Consider the following 15,322-nt stretch of genomic DNA (forward strand, 5'->3'; position numbering starts at 1 on the left):
GTGGAGCTTACGCCAGCGCCCGCACCGGGTCGGACCCGTCCCACCCCTGCGCTGCTTCCGCCACCATCGCGTAGAAGCCCGTCAGCACGTCACTCGGCTCGTACAGTTCCAGCATGTGTCCCATTTGCTCCCGCGCATCGATAAAGGCAAATGCGGTGCCCGTTGCCGTGACTGATAGCTGCGCCAGCGGCATCCCCTCGCCTGCAAACTGCGCGATTGCCGCCTCCAGATTGTCGACGAACAGCGCCGCATGGTGCAGCCCTTCCTGGCCCGATCCGTGCGGATAGATGTCATGCACCGCGCTCGGATCGGGGTTGTGCTGCTGGACCAGTTCCACCATCACGCCGCCCCACTGCCCATAGGCGCTCGAATGGTCGAACGGGCGCTCGACCCCGCGATGCTCGGAGCGCGCCAGCGCCACATGCCGCAGGACGAAGAACGGGCCGGAGCCGAATCGCCGGTGGTGCGCCAGTGCCGCTGCCTCCACGTCCTGCACTGCGTAGGCGAGTTGGCGCACGGCCAGACCACCCGGAAGCATGTCAGTTGACCGCCCGGTCCTTGCCCTCCCAGTAAGGCGCGCGCAGTTCGCGGCGCAGGATCTTGCCGCTGGGATTGCGCGGCAGGGCATCGATGAAGTCGACCGACTTGGGGCACTTGTAGCCCGCGATGTGCTGGCGCGCGTGGGCAATCACCTCGGCCTCGGTCAGGTTTTCGCCGGGCTTGACCACCACGCAGGCCTTGACCGCCTCGCCCCACTTGTCGTCGGGCACCCCGATTACGGCCACGTCAGCCACTTTGGGGTGGGCGTAGATCGCGTTCTCGACCTCGGCCGGATAGACGTTCTCCCCGCCGGAGATGATCATGTCCTTCACCCGGTCGTGGATGTAGAGATAGCCGTCCTCGTCGAGATAGCCCGCATCGCCGGTCCGCAGCCAGCCTTCGGCGTCGATTGTCTCGGCGGTCGCCTCGGGCTTGTTCCAGTAGCCCTTCATGTTCTTGGTCGAGCGGGTGGCGATTTCGCCCACTGCGTTGGGGCCGAGCGGGTTGCCATCGGCATCGATGATCTTGATTTCCACCCCCGCCAGCGGCTTGCCGACCGAGCGCATTTTCGGGCTGCCTTCGGGCACGTGGTCTTCCGGGTCGAGCGCCACGATCGTGCCGCTGGTCTCCGTCATCCCGTACATCTGGACGAACCCGCAGCCGATCCGGTCCATCGCCGCTTTCATCAGTTCGAGCGGGATCGGCGAGGCACCATAGGTGATCGTCTTCAACCGGCTGAAATCGACCTCGCCCACGCGCGGGTGGTTGAGCAGGATCTGGATCGCTGCGGGCACCAGGAAGATCTTGGAGATATTGTAGTTGGCGATCAGGTCCAGCGCCTGCGTGGGATCATATTCGGGCAGGACAATCGAATTGGTCCCCGCCACGATCGTGCCGATGCCGGTGCCGGTGCCACTGATGTGAAAGCACGGCATGGCCAGCAGGGTGACGTCTCCCTCGACCGGTTCCTGCCACGGCCGCAGCACGCCCTCGCTTCCCGTCGCATCGCGGCTGGAGAGGATCGAGCCATTGGTCATTACCGCACCCTTGGGCCGCCCGGTGGTGCCCGAGGTGTAGAGCTGGAGCAGGTCGTCCTCGCGCACCAGTGGCACTTGCGGATCGGTTGCCGGGAAGCTGTCGCGCCACGCGCGGTAATCGGCAGCGGTTTGCGCGCCGGCATCGATCCTGATCACGTGTTCGAGCCGGGGCACTTGCCCGCGCACCTGCTCGACCATCGCGGCGAAACCTTCGCCCACGAACACCACCCGCGCCTGGCAATCGTCCAGGATATAGGCGACCTCGGGCGGGGCCAGCCGCCAGTTGACCGGGGTCATCACCGCGCCCAGCTTGGCCGCACCCAGCAGCGCCTCGAAATAGAGCGGGTGGTTCTTGCCCAGATAGGCAACCCGCTCGCCCTTCGTCACGCCCAATGAGGCAAGGGCCTGTGCCGCGCGGTTGCTGCCCGCGTCGAGCGCGCCGAACGTCAGCTCCTCGTCACCGAAGGTGAAGGCGACTGTATCGGGCTGGGCCTGGCCGTGCAGCCGGATCACTTCGGCCAGCGTTTCGGCCTGGAGGATGGTGTCGATGTCCATTTTGCTGGTTGTCGCCCTTCTGCTCGGTTGCTTTGTGCAGCTTTCCTGTGCCGGAGATTAGCCCTAGGCGGCAGGGGCCGCGCGCGGGATTGGCACAATTCATAGCAGGGAGAGCGAGATGGTCGAGGATGACGAGGCGCGGCTGGAGGGCTTTGCCCCGGCGCGGTTCACTCCGGGCTTCCTCGACCATGGCGGGCCTTACTGGCTGAAGCCGGCCGAAGGGCGCACGCTGGTCGGCCTGCGGATGGCACCGCACCACATGAATTACCGCGACATGGCCCACGGCGGCGTGCTGACCACGCTGGCCGATGTTGCGCTGTCCTATCAGGCGTTCGCCTCGGAGGACCCGCCGGTGCCGGTGGCGACCGCCTCGCTCACGACCAATTTCCTCGCCCCGGCACGGCTGGGGGACTGGCTGGTGGCCGACGCGCGGATTGACCGGATCGGCGGGCGCAGCGCCCATGTCTCGGGCCGGATCGCGCGCGGCGGCGAGACGCTGGCCACGATGAGCGGGGTTTTCACCCTGCACCGCAAGGGAGCATGACGATGGCTGATGAACTGCTGGTCGAGACGCACGGGGCAATCGAGGTGGTGACCCTCAACCGGCCGGAGCGGCTGAACGCGATGAACGCCGGGCTGATCGCGGCCATGCAGGACTATTTCCGGGGCTTGCAGGAGCGGCTGGAGGTGCGGGTGGTGATCCTGCGCGGGGCAGGCCGGGCGTTCTGCGCCGGGCTGGACCTCTCGCCCGACAGCTGGCCGCGCGAGCCGGGCATGGGCGGGGTCCAGGCCGGGTGGAAGACCCAGCGCGCCATTGCCACGGTCATGCAGCTGATGCGCAGCTGCCCGCAGCCGGTGATCGCACTCGGCCACGGGGCGGCTTGCGGCGGGGGCTTCTCGCTGCTGCTGTCCAGCGACGTGCGGATTGCTGCGCCGGACCTGAAGATGAACGCGGCCTACATCAAGATCGGGCTCGGCGGGTGCGACATGGGATCGAGCTATTTCCTGCCCCGGCTGGTCGGTGCCTCGCTGGCGGCGGAGCTGCTGCTGACCGGCAACTTCATCCACGCCGAGCGCGCGCTGGCATCGGGACTCGTCAGCCGCGTGGTCGATCATGACGCGCTGCTCGATGCCGGGATGGCGCTGGCGCAGGACATGCTCATGACCAGCCCGATGGGGCTGCGCCTGACCAAGGACGCCTTGAACCGCAACATCGATGCGCCCGGGTTCGAGGCGGCGCTGGCGCTGGAAGACCGGCAGCAGGTCATGCTCGGCCAGACGGAGGATTTCCGCGAGGCCACCCGTGCCTTTGCCGAGAAGCGCCCGCCGCAGTACCGGGACCGCTAGGGCGCCTGTAAGCGGGTACGGCTAGGCAGCCGGATTACCGCCCGAGGCCGCAGCAGGCCCGTTGTCCCGCCGGTGCTCGAATTCGGGCACGATCTGGCGGAGTATCTCCAGCGCCCGGACCGGATCGCGCGTTTCCACGATCATGGTCAGGCACCGGTTCAGCTCTGTCCAGTCGAGATGGTTTTCGCGCGCCATCCGGATGCGGGGGTGGCTGGTTTCCTGCGGATCGCTGCCGATCAGCAGCTCCTCGTAGAGCTTCTCCCCCTCGCGCAGGCCGACTTCCGCAATCTCGATTTCGCCATCGGGGTTGTCCTTGTCGCGCACGGTCAGGCCGGACAGCTGGATCATAGTGCGGGCAAGGTCGGCGATCCTGACCGGCTGGCCCATGTCGAGCACGAACACTTCGCCGCCGCGCGCCATCCCGGCGGCCTGGATCACCAGCGAGGCGGCTTCGGGGATGGTCATGAAATAGCGGGTAATCCGCTTGTCGGTGAGGGTGATCGGCCCGCCCGCCTCGATCTGCTGGCGGAACAGCGGCACCACCGACCCGCTCGAGCCAAGCACGTTGCCGAACCGGACCATCGAGAAGTGGGTGTGCCCGTTGCTCTTGGCAAAAGCCTGGACGATCTGCTCCGCCGCGCGCTTGGTCGCGCCCATCACGTTGGTCGGGCGGACCGCCTTGTCGGTCGAGATCAGGATGAAATCCTTGGCCCGGGCGGCATGGGCAGCCTCAACCACCGCACGGGTGCCGAGAATGTTGTTGCGGATCGCCTCCAGCGGATTGGCTTCGACCAGCGGCACATGCTTGTAGGCTGCCGCGTGATAGACAGTGTCGATGGCATGGGCGGCAAAGACTTCGTCCATGCGCTGGCGATCACTGGCGCAGCCGAGCACCGGCACGATCTCGATCTGGCCCGCTGCCTGATCGTGGGCAAAGGTGCTCAGTTCCTTGTGGATTGCATAGAGCGCAAATTCGCTCATCTCGAACAGCACCAGCTTGCTGGCGCGCATCCGCACGATCTGGCGGCACAATTCGCTGCCGATGGAGCCGCCTGCGCCGGTCACCAGCACCGTCTTGCCGACCGTGGTGCGCCCCAGCAGCAGCTCGTTCGGCCGCACCGGCGAGCGACCCAGCAGGTCTTCGATATCGAGCGGGCGGACATCGTTGATGGTCACTTCGCCTGCCACCAGATCGCGCATCTGGGGCAGGGTCTTGACCTTGATCTTGAGCTCTCCGAGTTCCCTGACAATGGCCCGGCGGCGGCTGCGGCGGATATTGGGCAGCGCCAGCAGCACTTCGCTGGCGGCGGTGGCGGCAATCACTTCAGGCAGCCTGCGGCTCCAGTAGACGGGAATGCCATCCAGCTTCTGCCCGTCGAGCCGCTTGTCATCATCGATATAGCCGGCGACCTCCATTTCGGCGTCGGAGCGCAGCGAACTGGCGAGCTGCTGGCCGGCCTGTCCTGCGCCATAGACCAGGACGCGCCGGATCTGCCCGCCGAACCGGGTCCGGCCGAGCACGTCGACCATGGTAAAGCGGGCGAACACCCGCAGGCCCATGACCAGGCAGAAAAACACCAGTGGCTGCAGCAGGCCCAGCGTGCGCGGCACTCCGGGCACGCCCACCAGGGTGAACACCGCGAACACCGCCAGGCCATAGAAAAACCCGGCGCGCAGCAATGTCTTGAGCATCCCCAGCCCGACATAGCGGAAAATCGCCTGATAGACGCCGGTCATCAGGAACACCGGCACCATGAACAGGGCCGCCCCGATCGTGAACTGCATGACGGCCCGGTCCCACAGGATCCACTGGTCGATGCGCAGCGAGTAGGCGATCCAGATCGACTGGATCAGCAGGACGAAATCGAGCGCGAAGACAATGCCCTGCTTGGCCACGCGCGGCAGCACGGCGAGGCGCTGGAGCAGCGACTTGAAGCGTTCACTGGCAAGATTGGTGAGGGAGGTCAGCATATCGGTATCGGTTGTTCGCCTGTGGTCGTTCGTTACTGCGCGGGACCGGTTGGGTTCCCGCAGTGATCAACCCTGCCACAATGCGCAGCAGGGGGACTGGTGCCATGCTCTGGCAAAGACGACCCCCGGGGTGCCCGGGCCACGAAGCGGCCCTGGCACTGCCCGTTTGCCAGGTCTGCGATCAGTATCGGTTGCCGCAGTTACAGGCAGCAGGGGGTTAGCCGCTAAATGCGGCACTGCCAAGACTGTCGCGGCGACTCGTTCCGGCCCCGCCTGCGGGTGCAAGTGCCTCAGTCCAGTGCGATATCCGGCGCGTCTTCCTGTTTCATCCCGACCACGTGATAGCCGCCGTCGACATGATGGGTTTCGCCGGTCACCCCGGAGGACAGGTCGGACAGGAAGTAGAGCCCGCTGCCGCCGACATCATCGATCGTGATGTTGCGCCGCATCGGCGAATTGAGCTCGTTCCACTTGAGGATATAGCGGAAGTCGCCGATCCCGCTCGCCGCCAGCGTCTTGACCGGGCCGGCGCTGATCGCGTTGACGCGGATGCCCTGCGGCCCGAGATCGTTGGCGAGATACTTGACGCTGGCTTCCAGCGCCGCTTTGGCCACGCCCATCACGTTGTAGTGCGGGATGACCTTTTCCGCGCCGTAATAGGTCAGCGTCACGATGCTGCCCCCGCCGGTTCCGTCCTCCCGGAGGGGGGGCATCATCTTCGCCGCGCGCTGCGTCACCGCGACCAGCGAATAGGCCGAGATGTTCATCGTCATCAGGAAGTTGTCCAAGCTGGTGTCGACGTACTTGCCGCGCAGCTCGTTCTTGTCGGAAAAGCCGATTGCGTGGACCACGAAGTCGATCATCGGCCAGCGGCTGGCGAGGGTTTCGAACGCCCGGTCGAGCGCGGCCATGTCCGACACGTCGCAGTCGAAGGTGAAATCGCTGTCCAGCTGGGCGGCGAGCGGGATCACCCGCTTGGCCAGCGCCTCGCCCTGATAGGAAAAGGCCAGCTCCGCGCCATGCTCGCGCAGCTTCTTCGCAATGCCCCAGGCCAGCGACTTGTCATTGGCAAGGCCCATGATCAGGCCCCGTTTTCCCTGCATCAGACCGCTCATGCGGTTCCCTCCTCTTGTCCTGCCCCGCCTTCGGGCGCTGCGGCGGCTTCCTCTTCAGGGGTGACCGCCAGCGCCGCATTCAGCTCTGCACCGACCACCATCCCTAGCCCAACCAGCCAGAAAAAGAACAGCACGATCATCATGCCCGACAGCGCGCCATAGGTCAGGTCGTAGGTGAAGAAGCTGGCCAGCACCGGCGGCAGGGCCAGCGTGACCAGCACCCACCACACCGTGGTCAGCAGGGCGCCGGGCCACTTGGGATAGCGCCGCTCGCGATAGGCGTGCGGGGCCAGGCTGTAGAACAGCAGATAGACCGAGGCGAGCACCCCGAAGGCCGGGATCAGTCGCCCCAGCGCGAGCTGCCCCAGAATGTCCTGCAACAGCGGAAAATAGGCGTCGATCACCTGTTGCGCGGCCCCGATCAGCACTTGCGCGATCAGGCTGAGCATCAGCAGCACCACGGCGAGCAGGATCACCCCGGTGGAGAGCAGCCGGTTGGCCCAGAACCCGCGGGTCGGCCGGGTGCCATAGGCGCGGCGCAGCACGTCACGGATCGTCTCGACCAGGCTGCCCACGGTCCACAGGCCGATCAGGCCGCCCACCCACAGCAGCCAGCCGCTGCGCGCATCGACCACGGAGCGGGCAACCGGCTCGATCACATCGGCCACCACCGGCGGCAGGGCTTGCACGATGGCGGTAACCGTGGCCAGCCGCTCGCTTTCCTCGCCGATTACGGAAAACAGGGCCGCGCCGGTGATGAAGAACGGAAAGATCGCCAGCACGCTCATATAGGCCAGGTTGCCGGCGTGGATGAACCCGTCGTTGAATGTGCCCAGCGCCACGCGCTTGATCACCGCGAACACGCGGGTGCCCGGGCCGACCCGGTTTTCGATCCGGCCGCGCAGGTTCTGGGCGCGCAGATTGCGGGCACGAAGGCGGCGCGCTTCCGGACTGAGCGAATCGAGCTCGCGCTCTTCGGGATCAGGCAGGGAATCGATCGGGCTTTCTCCTCCGGTTTTCGCCCGGCCACCAGGTGCGTGGGCGAAGGGGCCTCAGATGCCCAGCTTCGCCCGCGGGTTGCTGCTGTCCTGCCAACCTTCCAGCCGGCGGGACAGTTCCGACAGGTCTGCCGGCAGCTGGATCTCCAGCGTCACCAGCTGGTCGCCGCGTGCACCGGCCTTGGTCGAGAACCCCTTGCCGCCGAGCCGCATCACCGTGCCGCTGCCGGTGCCCGGTTTGATCGTCAGCATGACTGCGCCATCCACGGTGGGGCACTTGACCTTGCCGCCCATGACCGCCTCGTCGAGCGTGATCGGCAGGTCGAGCCGCACATCGTCGCCATCGCGGCGGAAATGGGGGTGGCGGTCAATCGCAATCGTGACGATTCCGTCGCCGGTGCCGCCAGGCCCCGGTTCGCCCTTGCCCTTCAGCCGCATCTGCGTGCCGTCCTCGACCCCGGCGGGCAGCTTGAGATCGATCGTCTTGCCGTCAGCCAGGGTAATGCGCTGGTCCTTGCGGGTGGCCGCATCGATGAACGGCACGCGCAGGCGATAGGCGACATCGGCGCCCTTGGGCGGTGGACGGCCCTGCCCCCTGAAACCGGCGGCGCCAGCCGGGCCGCGCCGCGCGCCCCCGCCACCAAACAGCCCGTCAAACAGGTCGCCCAGGTCGAGCCCTTCGGCGCCCTGGAGGTCTTCGGGCCGGAAACCGCCCTGACCCCCGAAGCCGCCCCCGTAGCTGCCGCCGAAGCCGCCGCCGGGCCGCCCGCCGTACCCGCCGCCCATCCCGGCAAAGGGATTGGCCGGGTTGCCGTCGCCATCGATTTCGCCCCGGTCGAACTGGGCGCGCTTGGTGGCATCGGACAGCAGGTCATAGGCCTGCGTCACCTTGCTGAACCGCTCGGACGCTTTCGGATTGTCCTGGTTACGGTCAGGGTGCAGCTCCTTCGCCAGCTTGCGATAGGCGCTCTTGATCTCTTTTTCGGAGGCCGTGCGGGCAACGCCCAGGGTCGCGTAAGGATCGCTCATGGCGTGTTAGCTAGGTGAGGCAGTGGTTCCGCGCAAGCACGCAGGCTTTCCTACTGCATGCTGAATGCCTAGATGCGGGGCATGACCAGGCCTTTCCACCCCCCGTCCCGCCCGTTTGCCGGTCATGAAAAGGCGGCGGGATTTTCCTTTCCAGGACTGTGTAACATGCGGTCCAAGTGTGCGGTGTGAGCGATGAACCGAGAGCCTGACCAGAGCGCCATTCCGACCAGCGATCCCTTTGCCACCTTCGACGCCTGGTTTGCCGAGGCGCAGGCGGCCGAACCGAACGATCCCAATGCCATGGCACTGGCCACCGCCACGCCAGCGGGCGCGCCGTCGGTCCGCATGGTGCTGCTCAAGGGCCACGGGCCGGATGGCTTCGTGTTCTACACCAACGCGCACAGCCGCAAGGGCGGGGAGATCCGCACCAACCTGCAGGCCGCGCTGCTGTTCCACTGGAAGAGCCTGCGGCGCCAGATCCGGATCGAAGGCCCGCTGACCGAAGTGACGCCGGCGGAGGCCGATGCCTACTTCCACTCGCGCCCGCGCGTCTCGCAGCTGGCCTCGGCCGCGAGCGACCAGTCGCGTGCCCTGGCCGATCGGGCCGACTACTACGCCCGCCTGGCCGAGGTCGAAGCGCGCTTCCCCGAAGGCAGCGTGATCGAGCGCCCGCCGCACTGGACCGGCTTCCGCCTCGCGCCCACCGCCATCGAGTTCTGGCTCGACCGCCCGGGCCGGATGCATGACCGGCGCCGGTTCGAGCGTGATGGACCAGAGACCGGAGGGGTGTGGAGCAGCACCCTGCTCTATCCGTGACCTCCACTCCACCCGCAAGCATGGCCCATGGCGCAGAGCGGGGGAGCCTGACACGCAGTGCTGCCTATGCCTCGATTGCCACCGCCCTGTTCCTGATCGGGCTGAAGGGCTGGGCCAGCTGGCGCACCGATTCGACCGCCATGCTCGGCAGCCTGGCTGACACCGCGCTCGACCTCGTCGCCAGCCTCGCGACGCTGGTCGGGGTGTGGATTGCCGCCCGCCCGGCGGACGAGACGCACCGCTTCGGCCACGGCAAGGCAGAGGCGCTGGCAGCGATCGTGCAGGTCATGCTGATTGCGGTCTCCGCCACCGGCATTGCCGCGCGCGCGATTGCGCGGCTGGTCGATGGCGGAGAGACGGCGGCGGCAGAAGAAGGGATCGCCGTTTCGGTGATCGCGATCATGGCGACGCTCGCGCTGCTGGCGTGGCAGCGCCACGTGATCCGGCGCACGGCCAGCCTGGCGATCCGCACCGACCATGTCCACTACCAGTCCGATCTCCTGCTCAACCTGGCGGTGATCGCCGCCCTGGTGCTTGACCAGTACCTCGGCTTCACCCGGGCTGATCCGCTGTTCGGCCTTGCCATTGCCGCCTGGCTGCTGTGGGGGGCCTGGCGCGCAGGGGCGGACGCGGTCGACCAGATCATGGACCGTGAATGGCCGAAGGAACGGCGCGAGCGCTTCCTCGAGGTGCTGGCCCGCCATCCCGAACTGCGCGGGGTGCACGATCTGCGAACCCGCAGCAGCGGGGTGCACGAGTTCGTCCAGTTCCACGCCTCGGTCGATCCGGCGATGAGCGTGGCCGAAGCGCACCGGGTGATGGACGAGATCGAGGCCCGGCTCGAAGCCGAGTTCCCGGGCGTGGAAGTGCTGATCCACCCTGACCCGGACGGGCTGGTGCGCGAGGAAGGCCTCGCGGCCGAGGAGCTGCTGCCGGGCGCCGCCGAAACCACAGGAGACAAGCCGTGAGCCCGCCCATGACCTCCCCCATGACCCCGCTGCCCTATTGGCACGTCGATGCCTTTGCCGACCGCCCGTTCCGCGGCAACCAGGCGGCGGTGATGCCGCTCGAGGCCTGGCTGCCCGACCACGTGCTGCAGGCGATTGCCGAGGAGAACCTGTTCGCCGAAACCGCCTTCGTCGTGCCCGATGCCAGCGGTGCCGCGGACTGGGAGCTGCGCTGGTTCACCCCGACCAGCGAAGTGCGGCTGTGCGGCCATGCCACGCTCGCATCCGGCCATGTCCTGCTGACTCGCGATGGCGATGCCAAGGAACAGGGGCGCGTGACCTTCCGCACCCGGCAGGGCGGTGTGCTCGAAGTGCGGCGCAGCGATGCTGGCTACGAGCTGGCCCTGCCTGCGATCGTGACCGAGCCGGGCGAATGGCCGGAAGCGGTCGCCCTGCTCGGGGCGGAGCCGGGCGAGGTGTGGCGCACGCCGGGCTACAATGTGTTCCTCTATGCCGATGAGGCGCAGGTGCGCGGGCTCGATCCCGACTTGCGCGGGCTCGGCGCACTGGGGAACGAGCAGTTCATCTGCACGGCTCCCGGCGCCGCGTTCGACGTGGTCAGCCGCGTCTTCGTGCCCGGCGGCGGGGTTGACGAGGACAGCGTGACCGGATCGGCCCATGCCGTCCTGACCCCGTTCTGGACTGCCAAGCTGGGGCGCGATGACTTCACCGCGCACCAGGCAAGCGCGCGCGGCGGCGATCTCGTCTGCCGGCTGGAAGGCACCGGCGAAAGTGCGCGGGTCTGGCTGGGCGGGCCCTGCGTGACGGTGGTGGAGGGGACGTTCTACCTCCCGGGGTAGAGCGCCAGCACGTCGGCCAGCTCCTGCAACAGGACGCTGCGCTGGGGCGCGTCCGAATGGCCCAGCCGGACCACGGTGACGCGCTGCTCGGGGGAGACAACCACGTACTGCCCCATGTGGCCGATCGCGGCGAACACCGATGGCGGCGCACGGTCAGGGAACAGCGGGTGCTCGCGCTCGCCGGTGGGGCGGTTGAGCCAGGTCTGGCCGCCATAGTGCGGGCTGCGCGGGCTGGAGCTGGTCATGAACTCGATCCAGCGGCGCGGGACCAGCTGGCTGCCGCGAAAGGAGCCCTTGTTGCGCAGGAACTCGCCGAACCGGGCCCAGTCCCGCGCGGTGCCGTGCATCAGGCTGCCACCGATCAGGGTGCCACTGGCGTCGTATTCGGCGATCATCGAGTCCATCGCCAGCGGTGCGAACACACGGGCGCGAAGGTAGTCGTCCACCGCACGGCGACGGGTGTCGGGATCATCGCTGGTGGTCAGCACGCGGGCGGCGATATCGGCCAGGATTACGGTGGTGTTGCTGGAGTACTCGAACTGCGCCCCCGGTTCGGCCTCGAGCGGCTGGGCTTCGGCCCAGGCGGCCATGTCGTCCCGCCCGTCGAGGAACAACATCCGCACCTCGGACGATTCGTAGGGCGGATCGCCTGCCTCGGTATGCTCCAGCCCGGCCCGCATCTGGAGCAGCTGGCGCAAGGTGATCTCGCCGCGCGGGTCACCCGGACGCTGCCAGTGGGGGACGGGGGGAGATTCGTCGAGCCGCAGGCGCCCGTCGGCGACCAGCATCCCGATCATCACCGCCGTCACCGTCTTGGCCATCGACCAGCTGACGAACCGGGTCTCGGCATCATAGCCGGGGGCATAGCGTTCCGCTGCGACCTGGCCGCCGTTCATGACCACCACGGCGCGGGTCTCGCCCAGTTCGGGCTTGGCAAACAGGTCATCGACTTCGCGGGCGAGCTGCTCGCGCGGGGCGGCGGCCTCCTTGGTCACGGCGGCCAGGGCTGCCTCGCTCAGCGGGGCGGGGGCAGCCGGCGTCTCGCCGCACGCGGCAAGGCTTGGCAGCAGGGCCAGCATGGCGATAAGGGACAGGGAGCGCGCGACCATCGCGCATCCCCTCGCTTAAGGAAATCCGCTTGGCAACGGCAAAACCGGCAAAGTCCCGTCGTCCGGGCATCATTCTGGCAGGCGTTGCAATCCTGCTGCTGGGCACGGCGTGGTATTTCCGCGCCCCGATGACCGGTTATGCCGGGGTCTCGACCGCCTATGCTGCGCGGGTGGCCTGTTCCTGCCGCCATGCCGGGGGGCGCGATCTGGAGGACTGCGCCAAGGACAAGCTGGCGGGAATGGAGCTGGTGACCCTGACCGAAGACGCCGAGGCAAAGAGCGTGACCGCCCGCTTCCCGCTGATTTCCAGCGACACCGCCAGCTGGCGCGAAGGCTATGGCTGCGTGCTGGAGCCGTGGGAGGACTAAGCCGGGCGCCAGCGCCTGACCACCGGGGTCGATGGATCGCGGTCGTCGTGGAAGCCACAAGCACCCTCGGGCATGGCGGACAGGTCCACCCCCTCAACCTCGCGGTATTCGCGCCAGTCGTAGATCCCGGTCCGGTGCGCGATGCGCCACACACCGTCCCGCTTCTCGAACCGGTCGACATAGCGCCCGGCGATGACAGCAGAATAGACGGTGCCCTTGTCGGGGAAGACTTCGGTCATCGGGTAGCCTGCCGGGATAGTGTGCATCGCGGTCATGTAGGTTTCGGTGTAGCAAATGTGCGCGCTCTCGAACCCGAACGAGACCTGGCCGAGCTGGTGCTGGGTGATCAGGCACGGATCGATGATCGCGCGGGCCTGCTCCACGAAGCCTTGCCAGTCGCCCTGCACCGGGCCGAAGCCGAACACCGCGTCGGCATGGAACAGGGCGGCCATCATGTCCCACCGGCGGCGGTCGATGGCATGGGCATAGGCGGCGATCACGTCGCGAATCGCTTCGCGGTCCTCCAGCGTTCCGGTCATTGCTCCAGCTCCACGATCACCTTGCCCATGTTCGCTCCCGACAGCATCCGGCCATAGGCAACGAGCGTATTCTCCAGCCCCCGGGTCACGTCATATGGCAGGTCCAGCTGGCCAGCATCATACCAGCCCAGCAGGCGCTCGGTCAGTTCCGGGCCGTGGTGCATGAAATCGGGCGAGAAGAACCCCTCGATCCGCAATCGCCGCATCAGCACCTGGTCGAATTCCTGCGGGGCGGTGCGGGTCCCGGTGTTATAGTCCGCCACCAGCCCGCACACCGCCACCCGGCCGTAATGGTTCATGCTGACCAGGACATCGTCGAGCAACGGGCCGCCCACATTGTCGAAATAGACGTCGACCCCGCCAGCCCCGGCGAGCTGTTCGCGCACGTTGCCCGCCTTGTAGTCGATCGCCCCGGCCAGCCCGTAATCGCTGACCAGCGCGGCGCACTTGGCCGGGCCTCCGGCAAGCCCCCACACGGTGCAGCTGAGCAGCTTTGCCACCTGGCAGGCGAGCAGCCCGGTCGCCCCGGCGGCAGCGGAGACCAGCACTGTCTCGCCCGGCTGGGCAGCGCCGGTGCGCTCGACGCCCCACAGCGCGGTCCAGCCGTTCATGCCGAGGGGGCCGAACCAGGCGCGTAGGTCGGCCACGCTTTCATCCAGCCTGACGGCACCGGCCATGACCGGATCGACCACGCTATGATCGCCCCATTGTCCGAACGCGCGCACCAGCGCGCCTTCGGGGAAGCCAGCATGGCGAGAGGCGGTCACACGGCCGATCACCAGCCCGCTCATGGCCACGCCGAGATCGAGCGGAGGCTGGTAGCCGTCGGTCCGGTCGCTCATCCACATCCGCGTGCCCGCGTCCATCGAGAGGAGCGCGTTGCGGATCACGATCTGGCCCTCGGCAGGATCGGTCAGCGGCGCCTCGACCAGGTGCAGCGCACTGGCGAAATCGGTTCCCTGCGGGCGCGCCGTCAGGCGCCAGATGCGGTTGGTCATGCGCGTCAGCATCGACCGGCGCGGCCGTTGCGGCAAGGCGCAGTTTTGGCAGGGCTGCGGCTATCAAAATGGGGCGGCGCGCAGGGGCAAGGGGGTGCCTAAGCTGGCAGTCAACCAATCGACAGGGAGAGGCAGCATGGCATTGATCACGGTAATCGGCTCGTCCGGGCGGCAAGGCATGGCGCAGGTCCGGCAGGCGCTGGCGGCAGGGTATGACGTGCGCGCGATTTCGCGCCAGCCCGATCCGTTCGCGGGGGCAAGGATCGAGGGGGTCGAGCGGGTCGAGGTGCGCCCGATGGATCTCTACGATCCCTCGACCTACCGCGCCGCGCTGGAGGGGACGGACTACGTTTTCTACACCCACCCGCTCCAGGCGCGGGCGGACCGCGCGGTGCTGGTAGGTGATGTCGGCAAGGCGGCTGCAGAGCTGGGCGTCAAGCGGGTGGTGTGGAACACCTCGAGCTGGATTCCGGACAAGCCGGGTGATGCCTTCACTTATGCCGGCAACACTGCGGGCATCAACGCGCTTTGGCGCTCCGGCGCGCCGGGCACGGTGTTCGGCAGCGTGCTGTTCATGGACAACCTGCTGACCAATTGGGCGCGGCCGTTCATCGTCAACGAAGGGCGCTATGTCTATCCGCACGCACCCCATCTCGAAGCCAACTGGATCAGCCTCGACGACGTCGCCCGGTTCATGCTCGCCAGCCTCGAACGGCCCGACATGGAAGGCGCCTGGCTCAACATCGGCGGGCCGGAGCGGATGCGCGGGCCGCAGGTGGCCGAGGTGCTGAGCAACACGCTGGGCAAGACTGTCAAATACGATCCCTGCACCCCGGCCGAATTCGGGCGCTACCTGGTCCAGGCGGCGGGCGATGACATGCCGGCCGAAGTGCGCGAGGAATTCGCCAAGGGGATCGAGGCGTTCTACGAATACAACAACACCGCGCCCACGCGCCCGTTCGCGGTTGACATGGACCATGTCTATGAACGCTTCCCGGAACTGGAAGGCAAGCTTGAGCCGATGAGCGAATGGGCACCGAAGCAGGATTGGGGCGACAGCAACTTCCGGCCGGCTTTCGGTTAGTGTGGAGGC

The 15,322-nt window shown here is 67.4% G+C and carries 16 protein-coding genes; 7 read left to right on the top strand and 9 right to left on the bottom strand.

Annotation, left to right across the window (positions count from 1 at the left end; all coding sequences use genetic code 11):
- Positions 1–7: 7 nt before the first annotated feature.
- Both U4960_RS02540 and U4960_RS02545 read right to left on the bottom strand, forming a co-directional pair.
- Positions 8–517 carry a VOC family protein gene (locus tag U4960_RS02540; RefSeq protein ID WP_324262045.1) on the bottom strand — a complete coding sequence of 170 codons (510 nt, stop codon included), beginning with the start codon at positions 515–517 and terminating at the stop codon, positions 8–10.
- A gap of 22 nt (positions 518–539) precedes the next feature.
- Positions 540–2,132: a fatty acid--CoA ligase gene (locus U4960_RS02545; RefSeq protein ID WP_324262046.1), complete on the bottom strand. Its 1,593-nt coding sequence runs from the start codon at positions 2,130–2,132 to the stop codon at positions 540–542.
- Between the two features lie 118 nt (positions 2,133–2,250).
- Here U4960_RS02545 and U4960_RS02550 point away from each other — a divergent pair, with 118 nt between their 5' ends.
- Positions 2,251–2,676 carry a PaaI family thioesterase gene (locus tag U4960_RS02550; protein ID WP_324262047.1) on the top strand — a complete coding sequence of 142 codons (426 nt, stop codon included), beginning with the start codon at positions 2,251–2,253 and terminating at the stop codon, positions 2,674–2,676.
- 2 nt (positions 2,677–2,678) lie between these two features.
- On the top strand, positions 2,679–3,479 hold the full coding sequence (locus U4960_RS02555) for an enoyl-CoA hydratase/isomerase family protein (RefSeq protein ID WP_324262048.1): 801 nt from the start codon (positions 2,679–2,681) through the stop codon (positions 3,477–3,479).
- A gap of 21 nt (positions 3,480–3,500) precedes the next feature.
- Here the strand turns inward: U4960_RS02555 and U4960_RS02560 are convergent, their stop codons facing one another.
- From U4960_RS02560 to U4960_RS02575, 4 genes are all read right to left on the bottom strand, one after another.
- On the bottom strand, positions 3,501–5,450 hold the full coding sequence (locus U4960_RS02560) for a polysaccharide biosynthesis protein (protein ID WP_324262049.1): 1,950 nt from the start codon (positions 5,448–5,450) through the stop codon (positions 3,501–3,503).
- Between the two features lie 290 nt (positions 5,451–5,740).
- The gene (fabI, locus tag U4960_RS02565) at positions 5,741–6,565 is read right to left on the bottom strand and encodes an enoyl-ACP reductase FabI (protein WP_324262050.1); all 825 of its coding nucleotides are present in this window, start codon (positions 6,563–6,565) and stop codon (positions 5,741–5,743) included.
- Positions 6,562–7,428: a YihY/virulence factor BrkB family protein gene (locus U4960_RS02570; protein WP_324262051.1), complete on the bottom strand. Its 867-nt coding sequence runs from the start codon at positions 7,426–7,428 to the stop codon at positions 6,562–6,564. The genes fabI and U4960_RS02570 overlap by 4 nt, the downstream gene beginning before the upstream one ends.
- 189 nt (positions 7,429–7,617) lie before the next feature.
- Positions 7,618–8,592 carry a DnaJ C-terminal domain-containing protein gene (locus tag U4960_RS02575; RefSeq protein ID WP_324262052.1) on the bottom strand — a complete coding sequence of 325 codons (975 nt, stop codon included), beginning with the start codon at positions 8,590–8,592 and terminating at the stop codon, positions 7,618–7,620.
- A 192-nt stretch (positions 8,593–8,784) separates the two neighbouring features.
- Between U4960_RS02575 and pdxH the strand changes: the two genes are divergently transcribed.
- The 3 genes from pdxH to U4960_RS02590 are packed head-to-tail and all read left to right on the top strand — an operon-like array spanning position 8,785 to position 11,215.
- The gene (pdxH, locus tag U4960_RS02580; protein ID WP_324262053.1) at positions 8,785–9,408 is read left to right on the top strand and encodes a pyridoxamine 5'-phosphate oxidase; all 624 of its coding nucleotides are present in this window, start codon (positions 8,785–8,787) and stop codon (positions 9,406–9,408) included.
- 20 nt (positions 9,409–9,428) lie between these two features.
- Positions 9,429–10,376: a cation diffusion facilitator family transporter gene (locus U4960_RS02585; RefSeq protein ID WP_324262054.1), complete on the top strand. Its 948-nt coding sequence runs from the start codon at positions 9,429–9,431 to the stop codon at positions 10,374–10,376.
- A gap of 20 nt (positions 10,377–10,396) precedes the next feature.
- Positions 10,397–11,215, top strand: a complete 819-nt coding sequence (locus U4960_RS02590; protein WP_324263159.1) for a PhzF family phenazine biosynthesis protein — start codon at positions 10,397–10,399, stop codon at positions 11,213–11,215.
- On the opposite strand, the gene U4960_RS02595 is transcribed toward U4960_RS02590, so the two are convergent.
- On the bottom strand, positions 11,200–12,324 hold the full coding sequence (locus U4960_RS02595) for a serine hydrolase domain-containing protein (RefSeq protein WP_324262055.1): 1,125 nt from the start codon (positions 12,322–12,324) through the stop codon (positions 11,200–11,202). The genes U4960_RS02590 and U4960_RS02595 overlap by 16 nt on opposite strands.
- Positions 12,325–12,353: 29 nt before the next feature.
- Between U4960_RS02595 and U4960_RS02600 the strand changes: the two genes are divergently transcribed.
- The gene (locus tag U4960_RS02600; protein WP_324262056.1) at positions 12,354–12,692 is read left to right on the top strand and encodes a hypothetical protein; all 339 of its coding nucleotides are present in this window, start codon (positions 12,354–12,356) and stop codon (positions 12,690–12,692) included.
- Here the strand turns inward: U4960_RS02600 and U4960_RS02605 are convergent.
- Together U4960_RS02605 and U4960_RS02610 are read right to left on the bottom strand one after the other, a co-directional pair.
- A complete protein-coding gene (locus U4960_RS02605) occupies positions 12,689–13,231 on the bottom strand; it encodes a nuclear transport factor 2 family protein (RefSeq protein ID WP_324262057.1) in 543 nt (180 codons plus the stop codon). The two genes, U4960_RS02600 and U4960_RS02605, sit on opposite strands and share 4 nt — an antisense overlap.
- Positions 13,228–14,229 (bottom strand): NADP-dependent oxidoreductase, encoded by a 1,002-nt coding sequence (locus U4960_RS02610; protein ID WP_324262058.1) that lies wholly within the window; start codon positions 14,227–14,229, stop codon positions 13,228–13,230. Before U4960_RS02610 ends, U4960_RS02605 begins: the two co-directional genes overlap by 4 nt.
- A gap of 136 nt (positions 14,230–14,365) precedes the next feature.
- Between U4960_RS02610 and U4960_RS02615 the strand changes: the two genes are divergently transcribed.
- The gene (locus U4960_RS02615) at positions 14,366–15,313 is read left to right on the top strand and encodes an SDR family oxidoreductase (RefSeq protein ID WP_324262059.1); all 948 of its coding nucleotides are present in this window, start codon (positions 14,366–14,368) and stop codon (positions 15,311–15,313) included.
- The last annotated feature ends 9 nt before the right edge of the window (positions 15,314–15,322 follow it).

Origin of the sequence: Altererythrobacter sp. H2, assembly GCF_035319885.1 — a bacterium.
Taxonomy (GTDB): domain Bacteria; phylum Pseudomonadota; class Alphaproteobacteria; order Sphingomonadales; family Sphingomonadaceae; genus 34-65-8.

Coding starts and splice junctions, on each gene's coding strand:
- U4960_RS02545 (WP_324262046.1), bottom strand. CDS start 2,132: ATGGACATCGACACCATCCTCCAGGCCGAAACGCTGGCCGAAGTGATC.
- U4960_RS02550 (WP_324262047.1), top strand. CDS start 2,251: ATGGTCGAGGATGACGAGGCGCGGCTGGAGGGCTTTGCCCCGGCGCGG.
- U4960_RS02555 (WP_324262048.1), top strand. CDS start 2,679: ATGGCTGATGAACTGCTGGTCGAGACGCACGGGGCAATCGAGGTGGTG.
- U4960_RS02560 (WP_324262049.1), bottom strand. CDS start 5,450: ATGCTGACCTCCCTCACCAATCTTGCCAGTGAACGCTTCAAGTCGCTG.
- fabI (WP_324262050.1), bottom strand. CDS start 6,565: ATGAGCGGTCTGATGCAGGGAAAACGGGGCCTGATCATGGGCCTTGCC.
- U4960_RS02575 (WP_324262052.1), bottom strand. CDS start 8,592: ATGAGCGATCCTTACGCGACCCTGGGCGTTGCCCGCACGGCCTCCGAA.
- pdxH (WP_324262053.1), top strand. CDS start 8,785: ATGAACCGAGAGCCTGACCAGAGCGCCATTCCGACCAGCGATCCCTTT.
- U4960_RS02585 (WP_324262054.1), top strand. CDS start 9,429: ATGGCCCATGGCGCAGAGCGGGGGAGCCTGACACGCAGTGCTGCCTAT.
- U4960_RS02590 (WP_324263159.1), top strand. CDS start 10,397: ATGACCCCGCTGCCCTATTGGCACGTCGATGCCTTTGCCGACCGCCCG.
- U4960_RS02595 (WP_324262055.1), bottom strand. CDS start 12,324: ATGGTCGCGCGCTCCCTGTCCCTTATCGCCATGCTGGCCCTGCTGCCA.
- U4960_RS02605 (WP_324262057.1), bottom strand. CDS start 13,231: ATGACCGGAACGCTGGAGGACCGCGAAGCGATTCGCGACGTGATCGCC.
- U4960_RS02610 (WP_324262058.1), bottom strand. CDS start 14,229: ATGACCAACCGCATCTGGCGCCTGACGGCGCGCCCGCAGGGAACCGAT.
- U4960_RS02615 (WP_324262059.1), top strand. CDS start 14,366: ATGGCATTGATCACGGTAATCGGCTCGTCCGGGCGGCAAGGCATGGCG.